This is a genomic window from Kocuria sp. CPCC 205297 (genome assembly GCF_040981035.1).
Taxonomy (GTDB): Bacteria; Actinomycetota; Actinomycetes; order Actinomycetales; family Micrococcaceae; genus Kocuria; species Kocuria marina.
On sequence record NZ_JAVKPY010000002.1, the window covers coordinates 200,276 to 218,180 of the forward strand.

The 17,905-nt window shown below is 69.1% G+C and carries 16 protein-coding genes, 3 tRNA genes and 1 riboswitch; of the genes, 10 read left to right on the forward strand and 9 right to left on the reverse strand.

Annotated features, from left to right (window positions below):
• The first annotated feature begins 147 nt into the window (after positions 1-147).
• Positions 148-1,242 (forward strand): LLM class flavin-dependent oxidoreductase, encoded by a 1,095-nt coding sequence (locus RF650_RS02495; RefSeq protein ID WP_368813977.1) that lies wholly within the window; start codon positions 148-150, stop codon positions 1,240-1,242.
• Between the two features lie 38 nt (positions 1,243-1,280).
• Here the strand turns inward: RF650_RS02495 and RF650_RS02500 are convergent, their stop codons facing one another.
• Positions 1,281-2,642 (reverse strand): D-arabinono-1,4-lactone oxidase, encoded by a 1,362-nt coding sequence (locus RF650_RS02500; RefSeq protein ID WP_368813978.1) that lies wholly within the window; start codon positions 2,640-2,642, stop codon positions 1,281-1,283.
• 161 nt (positions 2,643-2,803) lie between these two features.
• On the opposite strand from RF650_RS02500, the gene RF650_RS02505 reads away from it, so the two are divergent.
• The 5 genes from RF650_RS02505 (at position 2,804) to RF650_RS02525 (ending at position 5,158) form a co-directional block, all read left to right on the forward strand.
• Positions 2,804-3,751: a universal stress protein gene (locus tag RF650_RS02505; RefSeq protein WP_368813979.1), complete on the forward strand. Its 948-nt coding sequence runs from the start codon at positions 2,804-2,806 to the stop codon at positions 3,749-3,751.
• A 227-nt stretch (positions 3,752-3,978) separates the two neighbouring features.
• Positions 3,979-4,051: transfer RNA gene (locus RF650_RS02510), tRNA-Glu, on the forward strand.
• Between the two features lie 89 nt (positions 4,052-4,140).
• Positions 4,141-4,214 (forward strand) — tRNA-Asp (locus RF650_RS02515).
• Between the two features lie 75 nt (positions 4,215-4,289).
• A tRNA-Phe gene (locus RF650_RS02520) sits at positions 4,290-4,362 on the forward strand.
• A gap of 340 nt (positions 4,363-4,702) precedes the next feature.
• Positions 4,703-5,158: a hypothetical protein gene (locus RF650_RS02525; protein WP_098053571.1), complete on the forward strand. Its 456-nt coding sequence runs from the start codon at positions 4,703-4,705 to the stop codon at positions 5,156-5,158.
• A gap of 81 nt (positions 5,159-5,239) precedes the next feature.
• Here RF650_RS02525 and RF650_RS02530 read toward each other — a convergent pair whose 3' ends face one another.
• The 4 genes from RF650_RS02530 to RF650_RS02545 form a co-directional block, all read right to left on the reverse strand.
• Positions 5,240-6,886 carry a glycoside hydrolase family 13 protein gene (locus tag RF650_RS02530; RefSeq protein WP_368814041.1) on the reverse strand — a complete coding sequence of 549 codons (1,647 nt, stop codon included), beginning with the start codon at positions 6,884-6,886 and terminating at the stop codon, positions 5,240-5,242.
• Between the two features lie 338 nt (positions 6,887-7,224).
• Complete coding sequence (locus RF650_RS02535; RefSeq protein ID WP_368813980.1) at positions 7,225-8,139, reverse strand: hypothetical protein; 915 nt, start codon at positions 8,137-8,139, stop codon at positions 7,225-7,227.
• A gap of 3 nt (positions 8,140-8,142) precedes the next feature.
• Complete coding sequence (locus RF650_RS02540) at positions 8,143-8,949, reverse strand: exodeoxyribonuclease III (RefSeq protein WP_368813981.1); 807 nt, start codon at positions 8,947-8,949, stop codon at positions 8,143-8,145.
• The gene (locus tag RF650_RS02545) at positions 8,946-9,212 is read right to left on the reverse strand and encodes a hypothetical protein (protein ID WP_368813982.1); all 267 of its coding nucleotides are present in this window, start codon (positions 9,210-9,212) and stop codon (positions 8,946-8,948) included. The genes RF650_RS02540 and RF650_RS02545 overlap by 4 nt, the downstream gene beginning before the upstream one ends.
• Positions 9,213-9,363: 151 nt before the next feature.
• Here RF650_RS02545 and RF650_RS02550 point away from each other — a divergent pair, with 151 nt between their 5' ends.
• Entirely contained in the window at positions 9,364-10,623 is a 1,260-nt protein-coding gene (locus RF650_RS02550; RefSeq protein ID WP_368813983.1) for a phosphatidylserine/phosphatidylglycerophosphate/cardiolipin synthase family protein, read from the forward strand.
• Positions 10,624-10,731: 108 nt separating this feature from the next.
• On the opposite strand, the gene RF650_RS02555 is transcribed toward RF650_RS02550, so the two are convergent.
• From RF650_RS02555 to RF650_RS02565, 3 genes are all read right to left on the reverse strand, one after another.
• Positions 10,732-12,108, reverse strand: a complete 1,377-nt coding sequence (locus tag RF650_RS02555) for an LLM class flavin-dependent oxidoreductase (RefSeq protein WP_241246867.1) — start codon at positions 12,106-12,108, stop codon at positions 10,732-10,734.
• A gap of 1 nt (position 12,109) precedes the next feature.
• Positions 12,110-12,874 (reverse strand): 3-oxoacyl-ACP reductase, encoded by a 765-nt coding sequence (locus RF650_RS02560; RefSeq protein ID WP_368813984.1) that lies wholly within the window; start codon positions 12,872-12,874, stop codon positions 12,110-12,112.
• Between the two features lie 45 nt (positions 12,875-12,919).
• Positions 12,920-13,053, reverse strand: a riboswitch (TPP riboswitch).
• 517 nt (positions 13,054-13,570) lie between these two features.
• Positions 13,571-13,792, reverse strand: a complete 222-nt coding sequence (locus RF650_RS02565; protein ID WP_193519108.1) for a hypothetical protein — start codon at positions 13,790-13,792, stop codon at positions 13,571-13,573.
• A gap of 207 nt (positions 13,793-13,999) precedes the next feature.
• On the opposite strand from RF650_RS02565, the gene nhaA reads away from it, so the two are divergent.
• Positions 14,000-15,391, forward strand: a complete 1,392-nt coding sequence (nhaA, locus tag RF650_RS02570) for a Na+/H+ antiporter NhaA (protein WP_368813985.1) — start codon at positions 14,000-14,002, stop codon at positions 15,389-15,391.
• A 219-nt stretch (positions 15,392-15,610) separates the two neighbouring features.
• Here nhaA and nadE read toward each other — a convergent pair whose 3' ends face one another.
• Positions 15,611-16,438, reverse strand: coding sequence for an ammonia-dependent NAD(+) synthetase (nadE, locus tag RF650_RS02575; protein WP_312794496.1), 828 nt, complete (start codon positions 16,436-16,438; stop codon positions 15,611-15,613).
• Positions 16,439-16,587: 149 nt separating this feature from the next.
• Between nadE and RF650_RS02580 the strand changes: the two genes are divergently transcribed.
• Complete coding sequence (locus RF650_RS02580; protein WP_098053563.1) at positions 16,588-17,370, forward strand: enoyl-CoA hydratase; 783 nt, start codon at positions 16,588-16,590, stop codon at positions 17,368-17,370.
• Positions 17,371-17,494: 124 nt separating this feature from the next.
• Positions 17,495-17,896 (forward strand): molybdopterin-binding protein, encoded by a 402-nt coding sequence (locus RF650_RS02585; protein ID WP_368813986.1) that lies wholly within the window; start codon positions 17,495-17,497, stop codon positions 17,894-17,896.
• The last annotated feature ends 9 nt before the right edge of the window (positions 17,897-17,905 follow it).

Below are 17,905 nucleotides of genomic sequence, written 5' to 3' on the forward strand. Positions count from 1 at the left end.
TCCCCTCCCCTGCACGCCCTTGGGTCGACGCCTGCCCAGGCGCGGGATGGGATCGGTTGTGTGTCCTTGAGTGACGTGACGCGTGAGCCTCAGCTCCGTCAGTCGTAGCGTGGCCTGGACCGGACAGTTACGACAGGAGTGTTTCCCATGGCCCCGATTTCCCTCCACTGGTTCCTCCCTACCGCGTCGGATTCCCGCGGCATCGTGGGCGGAGGCCACGGGGCGAGGATTCAGGCCACGGAGACCCTGCGTGGGCCGCGTCTGCCCTATCTGGTGCAGGTGGCGCAGGCGGCGGAATACAACGGTTTCGAATCCGTGCTCTCGCCCACGGGCCTGTGGTGCCAGGACGCCTGGTTGACCACGGCCGCCATCTCCCAGCACACGGAAAGACTCAAGTTCCTCGTGGCGTTGCGTCCCGGAGCCATGTCCCCCACCCTGGCGGCCCAGATGGCGGCCACGTACCAGGACCTCACGGGGGGACGGCTCAACGTCAACGTGGTGGCCGGCGGGGAGTCCACCGAGCAGCGCGCCTTCGGGGACTTCTTGGACAAAGACGGTCGCTACGCTCGGACCGGAGAGTTCCTGGACATCGTGTCCCGTCTGTGGGATCACGAGCCACCCTTCGACTACCGAGGTGAGCACCTCGCCGTGGAGCAGGCCAGGCTGGACTTCCCGCCTGCGCCCCGTCCGCAGGTGTACTTCGGGGGTTCCTCCGCAGCTGCGGCCACCGTGGCTGCGGAACACGCGGATGTCTTCCTCACGTGGGGCGAACCACCGCAACAGGCAAAGGAGAAGATCGACCGGATCCGTGAACTCGCCAGGGCACGCGGACGCGACGTGCGCTTTGGCATCCGTCTGCACACCATTTCGCGGGAGACGTCGGCTCAGGCATGGGCGGTGGCCGAGGGCATGCTCGCGGGCGTGGACGAACGGATGATCCAGGAGCAGCAGGAAGCGCTGCGCCGTTCCGAGTCCGAGGGGCAGCGCCGGATGCTGGATCTGCACGGTGGTTCCGCGACCAAGTTGCAGGTCCACCCCGGCCTGTGGGCAGGAGTGGGCCTACTGCGTGGTGGAGCGGGGACGGCCATGGTGGGGTCCCACCGGGAGGTGGCCGACCTCATGGCGGAGTATGTTGCCGCGGGCATCGACGAGTTCGTGCTCTCCGGATATCCGTGCCTCGAGGAGGCCTACTGGTTCGGCGAGGGCGTCCGTCCGCTCCTCGAAGCCGACGGTCTGCTCTGAGCAGTGCAGGCTCCGCGCAGGGGCGGAACGAGCGGGCACTAGAGTCCCAGCAGCCTCCGGAGGTGGGGGTTGAGCAGGGTGCCCTGGGGGTCCATGGCGGCGCGCAGAGTGAGGAACTCGTCCCACTGTGTGTAGAGGGGCGCGAGTTCCTCGGCGGTGCGGGTGTGCAGTGTGCCCCAGTGGGGGCGGCCGCCGTGGTCCACAAGGATCTGCTCGGCGGCGGTGAGGAAGGTCTGGCTGGGCCGCCGGCCGTACTGGCGCAGGTTGATCCACCCCGTGTACCGGCCTCCCGCGGGGGAGAGGTGCCCCTGGTCCGGCGGGGAGCAGCGCACGGTCATGGGGAACGCGAGGTCGTACACGTGCGCGTCCACCAGGGTGCGCAGTTCGCGCACCGCGGAGGCGGTGGCCTCCAGCGGTAGGGCGTACTCGGCGGCCACGTAGCGCACCGGGCGGGCCACCGTGAACACGCGGTAGGACACGTCCGTGTAGCGCCGGGAGCTCTCCGCGAGGGACTCGATCCGGTTGAGCCGGCTCACCGCACGCGGGATCAGGTTCCCTACGCGGCCCAGCCCGGCGGTCAGGGAGGTGCGCAGGACGGCGTCGTCCGTGCGTCGCAGCGCCCGGGAGATGAGCGAGGCGGGGCGCGTGTAGGTCTCCGGGAGGCGGTGCAACCGGCTCAGGATGCGGGTGTGGGCCACGGTGGTGCCCGGCATCCACGAGAACTCGAAGTGGTCCGCGGCGGACATCCGCTCCTGCATGGTGTCCAGCAGGGATCCGATCGGCTCGCGGAACTCGGCGCAGTGCAGCCGGAACGCGTTGACGCATTGGAACGTCACGGAGACCACCACGCCCAGCACGCCCAGGTTCACCCGGGCGGCGTCGAGCAGCTCGGGACGGTGGGTATCGGAGCAGGAGATCAGCTCGCCCCCCGGGGTTGCGAGGCTCAGCCCGACCACCTGCCCGCCCAGCGATGGCTGGCCCAGCCCCGTGCCGTGGGTGCCCGTGGCCAGTGCTCCGCCCACGCTCATGTGCGAGGAGTCGGGCAGGTTGGCCAGCGCCAGCCCGTGCTGCTCCAGGGCCAGGTTCAGCTCCTGCAGCGTGGTCCCGGCAAACACCGTGACCCGCTGGTGGTCCTCGTCCACGGACACCAGACCCTTAAGCGCCGAGGTGTCCAGCAGCACGCCCTCGGTGGGGACCAGAGGGGAGCAGCTGCGCCCGGACCCGGCCGGGCGCACCGCCACGCCCTGCGAGGCGGCCTCCTGGAGAACCTGCAGCACCTGGTCTGAGTCCGTGGGGCGCACGGTCACGGCCGGCTTGATGGTGAGGTTGCCGCCCCACGACCGCCACGTGCCGCCCCTGACCTGCGCCGCCATGGTGGGGTGCTCGGCTCTTGCGCTCATGGCTCGCCTCCGTTCCGGGGGCTCGGCCCCTCGATGTCGTCCTCCGGGACGCGCTGCGTGGAGCACGCCCCGGGGCTCGTCCATCATCTCACCGCCTCCGCGGTGTGGGGGAGCACACGACTAGGCTGGCACCAGGACATCCTGCCCAGGGAGGGAGCACCATGAACGCACGTGAGGCCGAGATCGTCGTGGGTGTGGACGGTTCCGAGCAGAGCTTGGCCGCCCTGCACTGGGCCGCCCGGGAGGCCCACCGCCGCGGGGCGCCGCTGCACGTGGTGACCGCCTACTCGGTGCCGATGATCGGGGGCTCCACTTTCGACGTCGGCTACGCCGCGTTCGACGACGCCGCCATGAACCGGGCCGTGGAGGACCTCGTGGGCGAGGCACGACGCCGCGTGGCCGAGTTGGACGTGGACGTCCGGTCCACCGTCCAGGCCGGGGACCCCTCCAGTGTGTTGCTCGAACTGAGCGAGGACGCCCAGTTGCTGGTCCTGGGTTCCCGCGGTCGGGGCGGGTTGATCGGCCGCCTGCTGGGTTCGGTGTCCACCGCGGTGCCCGCCCACGCGCACTGCCCCGTGGGGATCATCCCCCTTCAGTGGGGCAGGGAGTACCAACTGCACGAGAACGTGAGCCGCCGTCAGGCGTTCGTGGACGGTGTGACCGTGGGCTCGGATGGTTCCCAACAGGCGAGTTCCGCGATGCTGTGGGCCGCGGAGGAGGCCGAACAGCTCGGGGTGCCGCTGACCGTGGTGTGCGCCGCGCCGTCGGACTCCGGATCCTCCGCGTGGCTGCCCTCGCCCGTGGACTTCGACAACCTGCGCGGGGAGATCCAGGCCGCGATCGACGCCGGCGTGCGGTGGCTGCGCGGGCACTTCCCGAACCTGGACATCACCGGCGAGCTCGTGGACGGATCCCCCATCCACGTCCTCGTGGAACGTTCGGTCCAGAACCAACTGGTGGTCACGGGGACCCGCGGTCGCGGCGGATTCGCGGGCATGCTGTTGGGCTCCACGTCCCAAGGGGTGCTGCACAACAGTGCCGGGCCGGCCATGATTGTGCCGTGCATCCGGGACCCGCGACTCGCGGACAGACCGGACGTCGCGATCTGAATCGAGGCGGCGCCGCTGCTCGGTGCCGACGCCTGGTGTCGAACGCGATGTGCCCCATCGATGTGCCCCATCGGGGTGCCGCCCCCCGGGGTGCCATCCCCGCCGTTCCGCGGCGTGCGCGGGCCCGCGGGACACCGCGCGGGTTTGTGCAACCGAGCCGTTTGCCTCTAAGCTACTCACGGTCCATCGTCCGATATTGCCGCTGGTGATGCTCGGACGGCGTTCTGGCCCCCATCGTCTAGCGGCCTAGGACACCGCCCTTTCACGGCGGCGGCACGGGTTCGAATCCCGTTGGGGGTACGTTTTCCCGTGCGAGGTACCGCGGGGTGAGCGATTTGCACAGTGAGTCGTTCGTCCTGGTAGGATATTCACTCGTTGGAAACAATCAAGGCCCTGTAGCGCAGTTGGTTAGCGCGCCGCCCTGTCACGGCGGAGGTCGCGGGTTCAAGTCCCGTCAGGGTCGCTCAGGCGGCGATGAAAAGGAAACTTTTCACGCCGTTGCGGCATATCACCGGAGGTCGCCTCCGGGAACGTGCCTGGCTCTGTAGCTCAGTTGGTAGAGCGTACGACTGAAAATCGTAAGGTCACCGGATCGACGCCGGTCGGAGCCACTGAACCCCCGCGTGGCTTCTACACGCGGGGGTTTCTTCATGTCTTCCCGCTTCTCGGAGCGGCCCGACGTTCGCCGGGCGGGTCCCTCGAAGTAGCTCGGCATGGGCCGGGCGGTATCTTCGACCAGCACTGCTGCGGGTTGGTGGCGTGGTGGTGGCGTGCACCCGACCTCCAGGGTGCGCCGAGGTTGGGACCCTAGCGTGGAGTGGGCCGTTCGCGGACGCCGCGGAAGGACTGCGCGGTTCCGCTGCGTCGGTCCAGCAGCCCTGGGTCAGCGAGCGCAGCGGGACCCGACGCCGGATCGGACGGACCCGGGTGGCCGGATCGGAAGGATCAGCTGTGAATCACCAAGTGCGCGCACTGCTGGCGGGGGCCGGTCTCATCGTGCTCCTCACGGCGTGTGGCGCGCGGCAGGGCCAGACCACCACGATCGAACTCTCACCCATCACGCCGTCCGCGAGCGCCGCGCCCCGCGCGCCGTCCGCGAGCCCCGCGGACACCCAGACGTGCTTCGACGTGGCCGAGGTCTACAGCGGGCTGGAGCTGCTGCCCCTCACCGATCGCAGCGAGGACGAGGACGCGAACGAGGACACCCTGGAACAGGCCCTTGAGTCCGTCAGCCGACTCCGTGGGAAGCTCCCCGCCGAGGTGCGTCCGGCGTTCGACGACGTCCGGGACATCCTCGACGACGCCGGCGCCACCCTCCAGCCCTCGGAGGCCGTGCGGATCCACCGGGCGTTGGAGCCGGCCGAGTCGTGGTTGCGGGCTAATTGCGCGAGCACACCGCGCCACTGATCCCGAGGTCCGTTCCGAGATCCGTTTTGCCATTCGCCCCGGGCTTCGCCCTTTAGACGGGGGTCAGCCTCGGCGCGGGGATCACGTCAGGCGCAGCCAGACCGCGCTGTCCACGCTCAACCGGTCGTTGACCACGGCGTTCTGGCCACTTGCCAGAAGCAGCTCACCGCGAGAGAGCTCGTCGAAACCGATCTCGCTCTCCCCGAGGTTCGCGGCCACCAGCATGGTCTCGCCGGTCCCGCACGACATGGTGTAGGCGAGGACGTCCTGGTCACCCTCGCTCAGAGGATGCCACGCGAACTCGGCCGTGCCCAGTTCCAGGTCGTGCCGGAGTTCCAGAGCCCGGCGGTACAGGTTGAGCGTGGACTGCGGGTCACCCAGTTGGTGGTCCACCGTGATCCCAGCGAAGGATTCGGGCTGCGGCAACCACGGATCCGGACCGAAACCCAGCCCGTCACCCACGGGAGCCCACGGCAGGGGGACGCGAGCGCCGTCGCGCCCCAGCTCCGAACCCGCGGTGCGATGGAAGGTGGGGTCCTGCCGCGCGGCATCCGGCAACTCGGTGTGCTCCGGCAGACCGAGCTCGTCACCCTGGTAGATGTACGCGGAACCCGGGAGGGAGAGCTCCACGAGGGCGGCGGCGCGCGCCCGGCGCAGCCCCTGACCGGCGTGCGGTTGCTCGTCCTGCGCGCCGATCCCGTTGGGGTAGGCCGTGCGGGAGCTCAACCCGTAGCGCGAGGCGTGGCGGACCGTGTCGTGATTGGAGAGCACCCACGTGGACGGCGCGCCCACGGCCGCATTGGCGCGCAGGGAGATCTCGATGGTGTCCCGCATGCGGTCGCGATGCCACCCGGCCACCAGGAAGTCGAAGTTGAAGGCCTGCTGCGCCTCGTCCGGGCGCACATAGCGAGCTAGGCGCTCGGCGGGGCCCACCCATGCCTCCACCACGAGCATGCGATCACCGGGGTACTCCTGAAGCACCGTGTGCCAGTCCCGGTAGATCTCGTGCACCCCGTCCTGGTCGAAGTAGGGGCCGGTGTCCATGGTCTTGCTGGGGCCGTCGGGCTCGTCCTGGGCGCCCTGGGCATCCGTGCCCTCGACCATGTGGACCTGCTCGTCCCAGTCCGGCAGGCCCGGGGCCTTGATCATGCCGTGGGCCACGTCCACCCGGAAACCGTCCGCCCCGCGGTCCAGCCAGAACCGCAGGATCGCCCGGAACTCCTCCCACACCTCCGGGTTCTCCCAGTTGAGGTCTGGTTGGGAAGAATCGAACAGGTGCAGATACCACTGCCCGTCCGGCACCCGGGTCCACGCCCGGCCCCCGAACAAGGACTTCCAATTGTTGGGCGGTTCCTCGCCGTTCTCGCCCCTGCCCTCGCGGAACATGTAGCGGTCCCGCTCCGGGGAGCCCGGCTCGGAGGTCAGGGCGGCCCGGAACCACTCGTGGTCCTCGGACGTGTGATTGGGTACCAGGTCCACGATGATCTTCAGGCCCAACCGGTGCGCTTCCTCCCGCATCCGGTCGAAGTCCTCGAGTGAACCGAAGCGCGGATCCACGGTGCGGTAGTCCGCGACGTCGTACCCGGCGTCGTGCTGCGGGGAGAGGTAGAACGGGGAGAGCCACACCGCGTCCACGCCCAGGTGCTTGAGGTATGGCAGCTTCTGGGTGACCCCGCCCAGGTCCCCCATGCCGTCCCCGTTGGAGTCCTTGAAGGAGCGGGGATACACCTGGTAGATGACGGCGTCGCGCCACCATTCGGTGCCGGTCGCGGTACGGGCACTGGTGTCGCTGGCGCTGGCAGTGGAGACCGAGGCGGTCTGGTCGGACCGGGCGGAGGGAGCCGTGGTGCGGTGGTCGGAGTGCGTTGAGGGGTCGGAAGTCACGGGATCCAGGCTACCCATCTCCCGCGGGGGCCTCGCAGCCACCGCGCCCCCATCGCCGAACGTCCCCCCGCTTTTACTCAGCTAAAGCAGATTTTCGGACGCTGAGCTGCTTTAGCTGAGTAAAAGCGCAGGGATGGGTTGGCGCGGATGCGTCGGACGACGGCCCCCCGCCCCTCCCCGCCTCAGTTCGCCTGCTGCAAGTGGGCCAACGGGGCCCAGCGCATGAAGATCCGGCGCAGCGCCGCAGTGGCCGCCGCCAGGTCCCCTTCGCGCAGCAGTTCCACGGCGTCCGCCATGTCCCGGGGGCTTTCGTCCGGCTGGAGCCGATCCGCGATGGACCCGTAGTCCAGGCTCACCACGGAGGCAGCGCTGAACGCGCCCAGCCACCGCCCCAGGCGGGTGAGGTCCTGCGCGAACGCCGCAGCCTGGCGCGCCTCGTCCGGGAGGTCGTGCTCGTCAGCGCCCCCCGAGGCTTGCTGAGTGGCGTCCTCCACGGTCTGGGCGGCCTGGATCACCCGGCGCGCGGCGGTGTCCGCGGGGGCGATGAGTCGGTGCACCTCGTGCCCGGAGTGGTAGGAGGTCACGTGGTCCTCTGGGGCGAAGGCCGCGAACCACGCGAGCGGGACCACGTACGCGGACTCACGGGTGTACACGGGGTCGAACGTCTCGCGGGACGTGGCCTTCGCAGCGTCGCTGACCTGCTTCTCCGGAACGAGTAGCGGCAGCAACTGGGCGCTGTCGTCGTTCTCCGCGGCTGTGAACAGGCGAAGGGATCGACGCAGCCGTTGCGTGGGGTGGAAGACCGGGAAGTCGCCGGTGGGTCCGGGCAGGCGTCGCGAACCGGCGGGTGCGGTGGAGAACGGCATGGTCCACAGCGGCTCGCGTGCGGGTGGGAGCAACGGCTGGGAGGTGTCGGACAGTCGGGCCAGTTGCTCCGAAAGTTCGTGCACGCCCGCGGTAAAGGGGTCCAGGGCGCGGGGGATGCCGGGTGCGTAGGCGGCGTCGAGATCCTGCTGGGGCACGTAGATCCGCAGCGCGAAGCGCATGGGCGGGCCCGTGATGCTGCGGTAGGCGCTGCCCACGTTGATCAGGGGCATGGCTCAGTCGATCTCGATGACGACCGGGGCGTGGTCGGACGCGCCCTTGCCCTTGCGCTCCTCGCGATCGATCCACGCGTTCTGCACACGGGCCGCGAGCGCGGGGGAGCACAGCTGGAAGTCGATGCGCATGCCTTCCTTCTTGGGGAAGCGCAGCTGCGTGTAGTCCCAGTACGTGTACACGCCCGGTCCGGGGTGGCGCTCGCGGACCACGTCCTGGAACCCGGCGTCCTCGATGAACGCGTTGAAGGCTGCGCGCTCGGGTTCGCTCACATGGGTGTACCCGCCGTCGCGGAAGAGCTGGATGTCCCACACGTCCTCGTCACGCGGGGCCACGTTCCAGTCACCCACAAGTGCGATCTGGGCCTGCGGGTCCTCCTGCAGCCACTGTTCGGCGTGGCCCTCCAGGACACGCAGCCACTCGAGCTTGTACGGCATGTGGGGGTCCTCCAGGCCGCGACCGTTGGGCACGTAGAGGGACCAGATCCGCACGCCGTCGCACGTGGCGGCGATCGCGCGCGCCTCCTGGGCGGGTTCCTGGCCGGGTTTGCCGAACGTGGGCTGACCGGGGAACGTGCGCTCCACGTCCTTGAGCCCCACGCGGGACGCGATGGCGACGCCGTTCCACTGATTCACGCCGAAATGCGCCACTTCGTAGCCCGCGAACTCGAACAGCTCCCATGGGAAGTTCTCGTCCTTGGCCTTGGTCTCCTGGATGGCCAGGACATCCACGTCCGAGCGGTCGAGCCACGCCTCGATGCGGTCGGCGCGGGCGCGGATGGAGTTCACGTTCCACGTGGCGATTCTCATGGGGTCCACCGTAGCGAGCCGCGGCCCACGCTGGGAAACCGCGGGCGGGCACGGCCCGGGTTCTCGTACGAGGGACCGAGCGGATCGGTTCCGACGGTGTTGTCGCAGGCCTGCGGGGCAGCGGACTCCATGGCTTCGCCAGCCTGGTCCTGCGCCTCGTTCGCGTCCTGGCTGGCCTCGCTCGCGGTGACGTCCGGGGCCACGGACGCGGCGGCGCCCGGGTTCTGTGTGGCGGCGTCGCCCACGAGGCCGTCCTTCCACAAGGGCTTATGGGACGGGGCGGATTGCCATTCGGCGGATTCCCGCCGCGTAACACCTCAGTGCCCCTGGTCGCGGGACGGGCGGTGTGAATTCCCAGGGCCGGTCCGGTCATGATCCGGGACGCGCCATGTGCCCCCGCAGTAGTGTGAGGTCATGGACGCAAGGCGGGCGCTAGCCGAGATCAGAGAACGCCGTATCCTCCTGAAAGCGGCCGGTGCGGGTGCTGGTGCCCTGCTGGGGGCGCAGGCCGTGGTGATCGCCTCGCTCGCCGGGCTCGACTGGTGGAAGCATCACGGGCGTCAGCAGCGTGACGCCCCGCACCCCGGGACGTTCAACGCGCACGTGCAGGACTCGGACATCACCATCTACACGTCGGGTGAGGCGGTGTACCAGGACATGCTCGATGCCATCGACAACGCCCAGCACTCCATCCACATGGAGACGTTCATCTGGAAGAACGACGAGACGGGTCAGCGCTTCCTGGACGCGTTCAACCGGGCCGCGGATCGGGGCGTGGAGGTGTTCATCATCTACGACGGGTTCGCGAACCTCGTGATCCCGTCCTCCTTCTACGACTTCTCGGACCGGGTTCATGTGTACCGGATGCCGGTGGTGCGCCGCCCGTTCTGGAAGGGGCCCCTGCGGTTCTCGGGCTTCAACCATTCCAAGATCCTGGTGGTGGACGACAACATCGGTTTCGTGGGGGGCTACAACTTCGGTTCTCTCTATTCCCGGCAATGGCGGGACACGCATATCCGGGAGATCGGGCCTGCGGTATGGGGGTTACGCAGCTCCATCGCGAGCGTGTGGAACGAGGACCGGGACCCGGAACACGCCATCGACTGGGTGGCGCCCAAGAATTGGGACCTGGAGGTGCGGGTCTCCGCGAACCTGCCCATCCAGCTCGTGTACCCCATCCGCGAGATGTACATGAACGCGATCAACAGGGCGCAGCACCACATCTGGGTGAACACGCCCTACTTCATCCCCGACCAGCAGATCCTGGACTGCCTCCTGGACGCGGCCGCTCGCGGGGTGGATGTGCGGATCATGGTCCCCAAGGACTCGAACCACATCCTGGCGGACTGGGTGTCCCGCGGGTTCTACGGCCAGTTGTTGGAGGGTGGGGTCACCATCTTGCTGTACGCCGCCTGCATGATCCACGCCAAGACCGCCACGATCGACGGCGAGTGGTCCACCGTGGGCACCGCCAACATCGACCGGCTCTCCCTCTCGTTCAACTACGAGACCAACGTGGAGATCGTGGACCCGGATTTCGCGGCCGAGATGGAGAAGGTCTTCCTCGCCGACTACGAGCACTGTGAGGAGCTGTCCTCGCCCCAATGGCGCGATCGCCACCCCATGGCCCGGGTCGCCGAGACGATCCTGGTACCGCTGCGCCCGTTCCTCTGACCGGACCCTCCCGATCGACGACGACACCGCTGGCGCCGCCGCCGACGCCGCCCCGCCCGCCGTGCGGGGCGGCGTCGTCGTCCTGTGGCGGGGTTGCGCAGCGGGGCCTCAACCCCGCGTGAGGTGACCCCTCAGCGTGGTGGCGGTGTACGCGGTGCGGAACAGGCCGCGGCGCTGGAGTTCGGGGACCACGAGGTCCACGAAGTCGTCCAGGGAGTCCGGCTGGACGGGCGGCATGAGGTTGAAGCCGTCCGCGCCGGCGTTGTCGAACCATTCCTGCATGCGATCCGCGATGGACTCCGGGGTGCCCACCATCGTGCAGTGACCCCCGCCGGCGGCGAGGCGGCCGAGCAACTGGCGGACCGTGGGACGCTCGGCCTCGATGATCCGCAGGATGGTGCCGTAGCGGCCCTGCGGACCGGTGAACTCCTCCAGGGGCGGCAGCGTGGGCACGGGCGCATCTAGGTCCCACTGCGCGCAGTCCTGCTCCACGAACGTGGAGAGCTGTGCGAGCGACTGCTCCACAGGGAGCAAACGGTCCACGCTGGCCTGCTTCTCGAGGGCCTCTTCGTGCGTGCGGCCCACGTACGTGACCAGACCGGGCATCACGATCACGGAACCGGGATCACGCCCGGCGCGGGCCACTTCGGCCTTCACCGCCGCGTAGTACTCCTGCGCGGCGGGCAGATCGTAGGCCACGGCGTAGATCCCCTCTGCAAAGTCGGCAGCGAGTGCCTTGCCGGGCCCGGAGGCACCCGCTTGGAAGAGGACCGGCTCCCCCTGGGGGGAGGGCGGAACCGTGAGGGGTCCATCCACCAGGAAGTGGCGGCCCTCGTGGTGCAGGCGGTGCAGCTTGGAGGGCTCAGCCCACCGGCCCTCCGGGTCTGCGGTGACGGCGTCCTCGTCCCAGCTGGCCCACAGGGCGCGGGCCACCTCCACGAACTCGCGGGCGCGCTCGTAGCGCTCATCCTTGGTCGGCATGGCCCGGTAGCCGTGGTTGCGGGCCTCGGAGTCCCACATGGAGGTCACCACGTTCCACCCCGCTCGCCCGCCCGAGATGTGGTCCAAGGACGCGAGCATCCTGGCCGCGTGGAACGGGGTGAAGAACGTGGTGGACACCGTGCACACCAGGCCGACGCGCTCGGTGGCCCGCGCCATCGCGGACAGCGCTGTCAGGGGTTCCAGGCTCCAGCGGGGTCCGCCGGAGACGTCACCCACGCTGTGCCCGTCCGCGAAGAACACCGCGTCGAACAGACCGCGTTCGGCAGTCCGCGCGAGCTCCTCGTAGTAGGCGATGTCCGTGAGGCGGTGCACCGGGGAGCCCGGCGCGCGCCACGCGGCCTGGTGGTGGCCGGCGCCGTAGAGGAAGGCGTTGAGGTGCAGCGTCCGGGCGGGTGTCCCGGGCGGCTGGTTCACCTGGGTGGGACGGGTGGACGCCGCAGGGGCGGCGGACGGGGTCCGCGCGGTGTCGTGCGGGGCGGCCATGTCAGTCCATCACCAGTCCACCGTCGACCACGAGGTTCTGCCCGGTGACGCCGCGGGACCAGTCGGAGGCGAAGAAGAGGGCGGTGTCCGCGAACTCCTCCGGGCTGGTGACCCGACCCAAGGGCGTACCGGCGGCAATGGCGTCGAAGACTTCGGCCGGGGTAGCGGCACTCGCGTCCGTGGTGCGTAGCAGGCCGCCGGAGATCATGTTGACGGTGATGCCCTGCGGGCCGAGATCTTTGGCGGCGGTGCGGGTGAGGGCGAGCAGGGCGGCCTTCGCGGCGGTGTAGTCGTGGTAGGGGACCACGGGGTTCTGGAAGAGGTTGGTGCCGATGTTGATGATGCGCCCCTCACCGGCCTCCATCATACCCGGGGTGACCGCCTGCATCACGTTGAGAGCGCCCACCACGGCGCCCTGGAACTGCTGCGTAAGGTTCTCGGCGGTCAGGTCCTCGAGGGTGGGTCGGGCGTCCCCGTTGAAGCTGAAGTCCACCAGGGCGTTGTTCACGGCCACGGTGATGGGCGCGCCGAAGTGCTCCCGGGCCCGGGCGACCATGTCCCGAACCTGGTGGGCGTCGGTCACATCCGCCTGGACCGCGAGTGCCCTGTCCTCCCCGAGTTCGCTGACCAGCGCGCGGGCCCGCTCCTCGCTGGAGTGGTAGTTCACGACGACGCGCGCGCCCTCCCGCGCGAACGCCCGGCTGAGGTGCTCCCCGAGCCCGCGGGCTCCGCCGGTGACCAGGACGATGGTGTTCTCGATCCGCATGCTCACTCCTGTGGCTCACGGCGAAGAAAGCGGTGCGCCACCTGCGCGGTGCGACCGTGACATCCCTTCGCCAGTACTAACTGGACAGGTTCGACGGGTGTCATCTCAGCCGCTGCGGTCCCCCACTCCGTGCCAGGTGGGCGAGAAGGGGGAGGGTGGCGGCACCCCGTGTCACTGGTGGTCAGTGTAGTCAAGGAGGTTTGGCGAGGATCAAGTGAGCGGATTGACCGAGAAGGATGGGGTCGCAGGGAACCCTGATAGGAAAGTGGCGAGACCAAATAACCGGCAGCGCGCTCGGCGGAGGGGCACGGCAGCCAGAACGGAGACGGGTGAATGTCACACCCAACAGCCGCTTCGCGGGCAAGGAACGTCGGATGGGTGCTGTGGCTCGCAGCGGTACTCGCCTGGATCGGAGGGCTTGTGGCGGAGCGACTCGTGTACTCCGGATCCCTGTCCTGCGAACTGGGCGACGGAAGCTCGATCTACGGTGAGCCGGGGTGGAGCTGGGTGCCACTGGGCCACACATGCACCTGGGAGAACGTGGGCGGCGTGACAGTCGTGGACGAGCCGTCCATGATGACTCTCGTACCGCTGCTGGTCCTGTTCCTGTGGGGAATCAGCCTGATGTTGACTCGTGTTTCCAAGCCACAGCCGCACCGCAGTCCGGGATAACCGGTCCCGCCGGTGGCAGCTCGGTCAAGACAGGCCGTTGCTCGCGGGGCGGCGCGCCGCTCGACGGCGCTGTGCCGCGACTTCTGCACGCCGTTCTTGCACCGCCTTGGTGAGAAAGATGACGGCGAAAAGCAGTTCCAGGGTCATGAGCAGCCATGATTCCCGCGCTCCAATGAAGGTGATCACGAAGAGGGCCACCATCGCGGACCCCAGGATCAGCAAGCCCACCGAATTCCGTTTCAGCATGCCCCCACCGTAGGCAGGTCACTGCCAGATCGTCTCGTGTCCCGGGTCGCAGCGACAGAGAAGCCGAGTGGGTTGCTGCGGGACCACCTTCTTGAAAGCCGCCCCGCGTGCGCCGCGCAAAAGCGCCCTGCTACCCTTGCTGGCTGGTGTGCCGGGAAGTCTGGTCGGCGGTAATGAGCGTGATGCCCGTCGACATTGGAGAAGTCCATGCCCCAGCACCACACGACCACCCCTGCCCACCGTGAGCCCGGATCGCCGGAGCCCGTGGAGCGGGAAGAGTCCTCCGGCTTCGTCTCGGAGCCCGGTTTCTTCAACCATCCTGAGCTCCCGTGCGAGCCCGACCACCCCTCGGGCGGTGTCCTCTCCCGCCTCCAGGACGTCCTGCGCCGCGAGACCGTGGCCGGCATCCTCCTGGTGGTCGCCGCCGTCATCGCCATCGTCTGGGCAAACTCGCCCTTCGCGGAGAGCTACTTCGCGCTGCGGGACCTCGAGGTCGGCTACGAGCCGTGGCACTTGAACCTCAGCCTCGGCGCCTGGGCCGCGGACGGACTGCTCGCGATCTTCTTCTTCCTCGTGGGCCTGGAGCTCAAGCGCGAGTTCGTCGCGGGTGATCTGCGGGACCTCGGCAAGGCAGCGGTGCCGATTGCGGCGGCGGTGGGCGGCGTCGTCCTCCCGGCTCTGATCTACGCGGGCGTTAACCTCGGCAGCCCCGAGACCCTGGGCGGCTGGGCGATCCCCACCGCCACGGACATCGCATTCGCGGTGGCCGTCCTCGCGATCGTGGGCTCGCACCTGCCCAGCGCGCTCCGCCTATTTCTGCTGACGCTCGCGGTGGTGGACGACCTGCTGGCCATCACCATCATCGCGATCTTCTACACGGATGAGGTGCACGTGCTCCCGCTGCTGCTCGCGCTCGTCCCGCTGGCCGTGTTCGGGCTGCTCGCACACCGCTTCCCCCGCTTCTTCGCGCACCGCACGTGGGCCGCGTGGGTGATCCTGGTGCCGCTGGCCGTGATCACGTGGGCCCTGGTCCACGAGGCCGGGATCCACGCCACGGTTGCCGGCGTGCTGCTCGGTTTCGCCGTCCCTGTTCTCGCGGGGAAGGCCTCCGGGGAGCCCGTGGAGCTCGCCGAGCACCTGGAGCACCGCGTCCGGCCCCTGTCCGCCGGGTTCGCGGTGCCGGTCTTCGCGTTCTTCTCCGCGGGCGTCACGGTGGGCGGCTGGGACGGATTGACGACGGCGCTCGCCGCCCCCGTCACGCTCGGCATCATCGCGGGACTCGTGCTGGGCAAGCCCCTGGGCATCATCTCGGCAACGTGGCTCACCACCGTGCTCACCGGACGCAAGCTGGACCCGTCCTACCGGTGGATCGACCTGGTGGGGATCGCGCTGCTGGCCGGGATCGGGTTCACGGTGTCTCTGCTGATCTCGGAGCTCAGCTTCGACCCGTCCGCAGCCGCAGGGGACCAGGCCAAAGTGGCCGTGCTGACCGCCTCGGTCCTGGCGGCCGTGCTGGCCGGCGGTGTGCTGGCGGTCCGCAACCGCCGCTACCGCAGCGCGTCACCCCGGGTGTTCGGGAACGACGCCGCAGAGGCGTAGGGACCGGGGGCTTCCGTCCCCTGCGGTGGTCGTTGCGGAGGGCATGTGCCGGGCGCTTCCCGGGGCCGAAACTGTGTCAGTCGCGAGGTGGGATCGCGTGGAACGGGGCCGTGCCATGGCACTCCACGACGCGCTGAGGGCCCGCATCACCGGGGCCCCAGTGAGTGACGCCGCCGGGCACAACCCGCTCGGCGGCGTCGGCGCTGAACGGGAGCGGGTTCAACCCTCCCGCCACCACGCATCCGCCGGGGTCACTGGCACGGTGCGCTTGTGGCGGGTGCGCAGGAAGGTCTGCTCCAGCTTCTCCGCGATCTCCTCGGGGACGTCCTTGCCCTCGAGGAAGTCGTCGATGTCGTCGTAGCGCAGGCCCAGCTCGTCCTCGTCCGTGCGCCCGGGGTTCTCGTCCAGGAGGTCCGCGGTGGGGGCCTTGCCTACGAGTTGCTCGGAGGCCCCCAGGTACGCGAGCACCTGGCGGTTCTGCCGTTTGTTCAGCCCGCCCAGGGGCAGGACGTCCGCGCCGCCGTCGCCGAACTTGGTGAAGAACCCGGTGACCGATTCCGCCGCGTGATCCGTGCCGATCACCAGCAGGTTGTGGTCCCCGCCCACTGCGTACTGCGCCGTCATACGCACGCGGGCCTTGGTGTTACCGCGGGTGAAATCGGTGAGCTGCTCACCGGTCGCGGCACCGTAGGCGGACTCGAAACCGCGGACGGCCGGCGCGACGTCGTACGTGATGACCCGGTCCGGTTGAATGAATTCGAGCGCCGCCTGGGCGTCGGCCTCGTCGTGCTGGATCCCGTGAGGCAGTCGCATGGCCACGAACTCGGCCTCGATCTCGTCCTCGCGCAGTTTCTCGACCGCGAGCTGGGCCAGGCGCCCGGCCAGGGTGGAGTCCACGCCGCCGCTGATCCCCAGGACGAACCCCGCGGTGTGCGTGGCCTTGAGGTAGTCGCTCAGGAAGTCGACGCGGCGTTGGGCCTCCCGCTCCGGATCGATCTGCGGAGAGACGCCGAGCTCGGCAATGATCTGTGCTTGCAATTCACGCATGCGTTCATGCTAGTGGCCGGTTCCCGCGGGGACAGGGGCCTACCGCCGGCCCGTCCCGTGGCGCGGAGGACGAAGGCCGGCGCTGGGCCCCGGTGCTGGACCCCCACGCTCGGACCCGCCCCCCGGGGGACCTATGAGATGCTGATCACATGAACGAGAACTCCTACGAGACCATTGAAGTCCGCCGCGAGGGACGCGTGGGTGTCATCACCCTGAACCGTCCCAAGGCACTGAACGCGCTGAACGAACAGACCATGCGGGACGTGGTGGCCGCCGCGACCGAGCTGGACCGTGACTCGGGGATCGGCGCGCTGATCCTCGCAGGTTCGGAGAAGGCCTTCGCGGCCGGTGCTGACATCAAGGAGATGTCCGGCAAGTCCGCGTCCGATATGTACCACGAGGACTTCTTCGCGGGGTGGGACGCTTTCGCCCGGCTGCGCACCCCCAAGATCGCCGCGGTGGCCGGTTACGCGCTCGGCGGTGGGTGCGAGCTCGCGATGATGTGCGATCTGATCCTCGCCGCGGACACTGCAGTGTTCGGTCAGCCCGAGATCGCCCTGGGTGTGATCCCCGGGATGGGCGGCACCCAGCGCCTCACCCGCGCCGTGGGCAAGGCCAAGGCCATGGACATGATCCTCACCGGACGGCAGATGCGCGCCGAGGAAGCCGAGCGTTCCGGTTTGGTCTCCCGCGTGGTCGCAGCGGACGAGCTCATGGACACCGCCCTGGAGGTCGCCGGAAAGATCGCGGAGATGTCCAAGCCCGCGGCCCAGCACGCGGTCGAGACCGTCAATGCCGCGTACGAGTCCGGGTTGTGGGCCGGCGTCCAGCACGAGCGGCGGGTCTTCCACGGGCTGTTCTCCACCGCGGATCAGAAGGAGGGCATGTCCGCGTTCGCGGAGAAGCGTAAGGCGCGGTTCTCCCACGAATGAGCCCTGTAGGGGACGACGACGCCGCGCGGCCCGGTCCGCGCGGCGTCGTCGCGTGTCAGGTCAACACCACGCAAGTGCGGTTCAAACAGGGCTGTGGTTACGCAGATGCGGATAAGCTGCTCCCATGACACACCTCCGTATCTCCCAGGCCGCGACCTTCGTGGGCGTCAGCGACGACACCGTCCGGCGGTGGACCGAGCAAGGCACGCTCACCGGGCACAAGGATTCCGCGGGGTACGCCGTGGTGGACGGCGCCGAACTCGCAGCATACGCGCGCGACAACGCCGTGAGCCCTCAGGATCCCGCCGGGGTGAACAGTTCGGCGCGCAACCGCCTCGTGGGACTCGTGACCGCCGTGACCTCCGATCCCGTGATGTCCCAGGTGGAGCTGCAGTGCGGCCCGCACCGGATCGTCTCGCTCATGAGCACGGAAGCGGTGCGTGACCTGGGGCTGGAACCGGGGGCCGTTGCCACGGCCGTGGTGAAGTCCACCGCGGTCATCGTCGAGACCGAGGGGCGCAAGTGATGGGGCGCG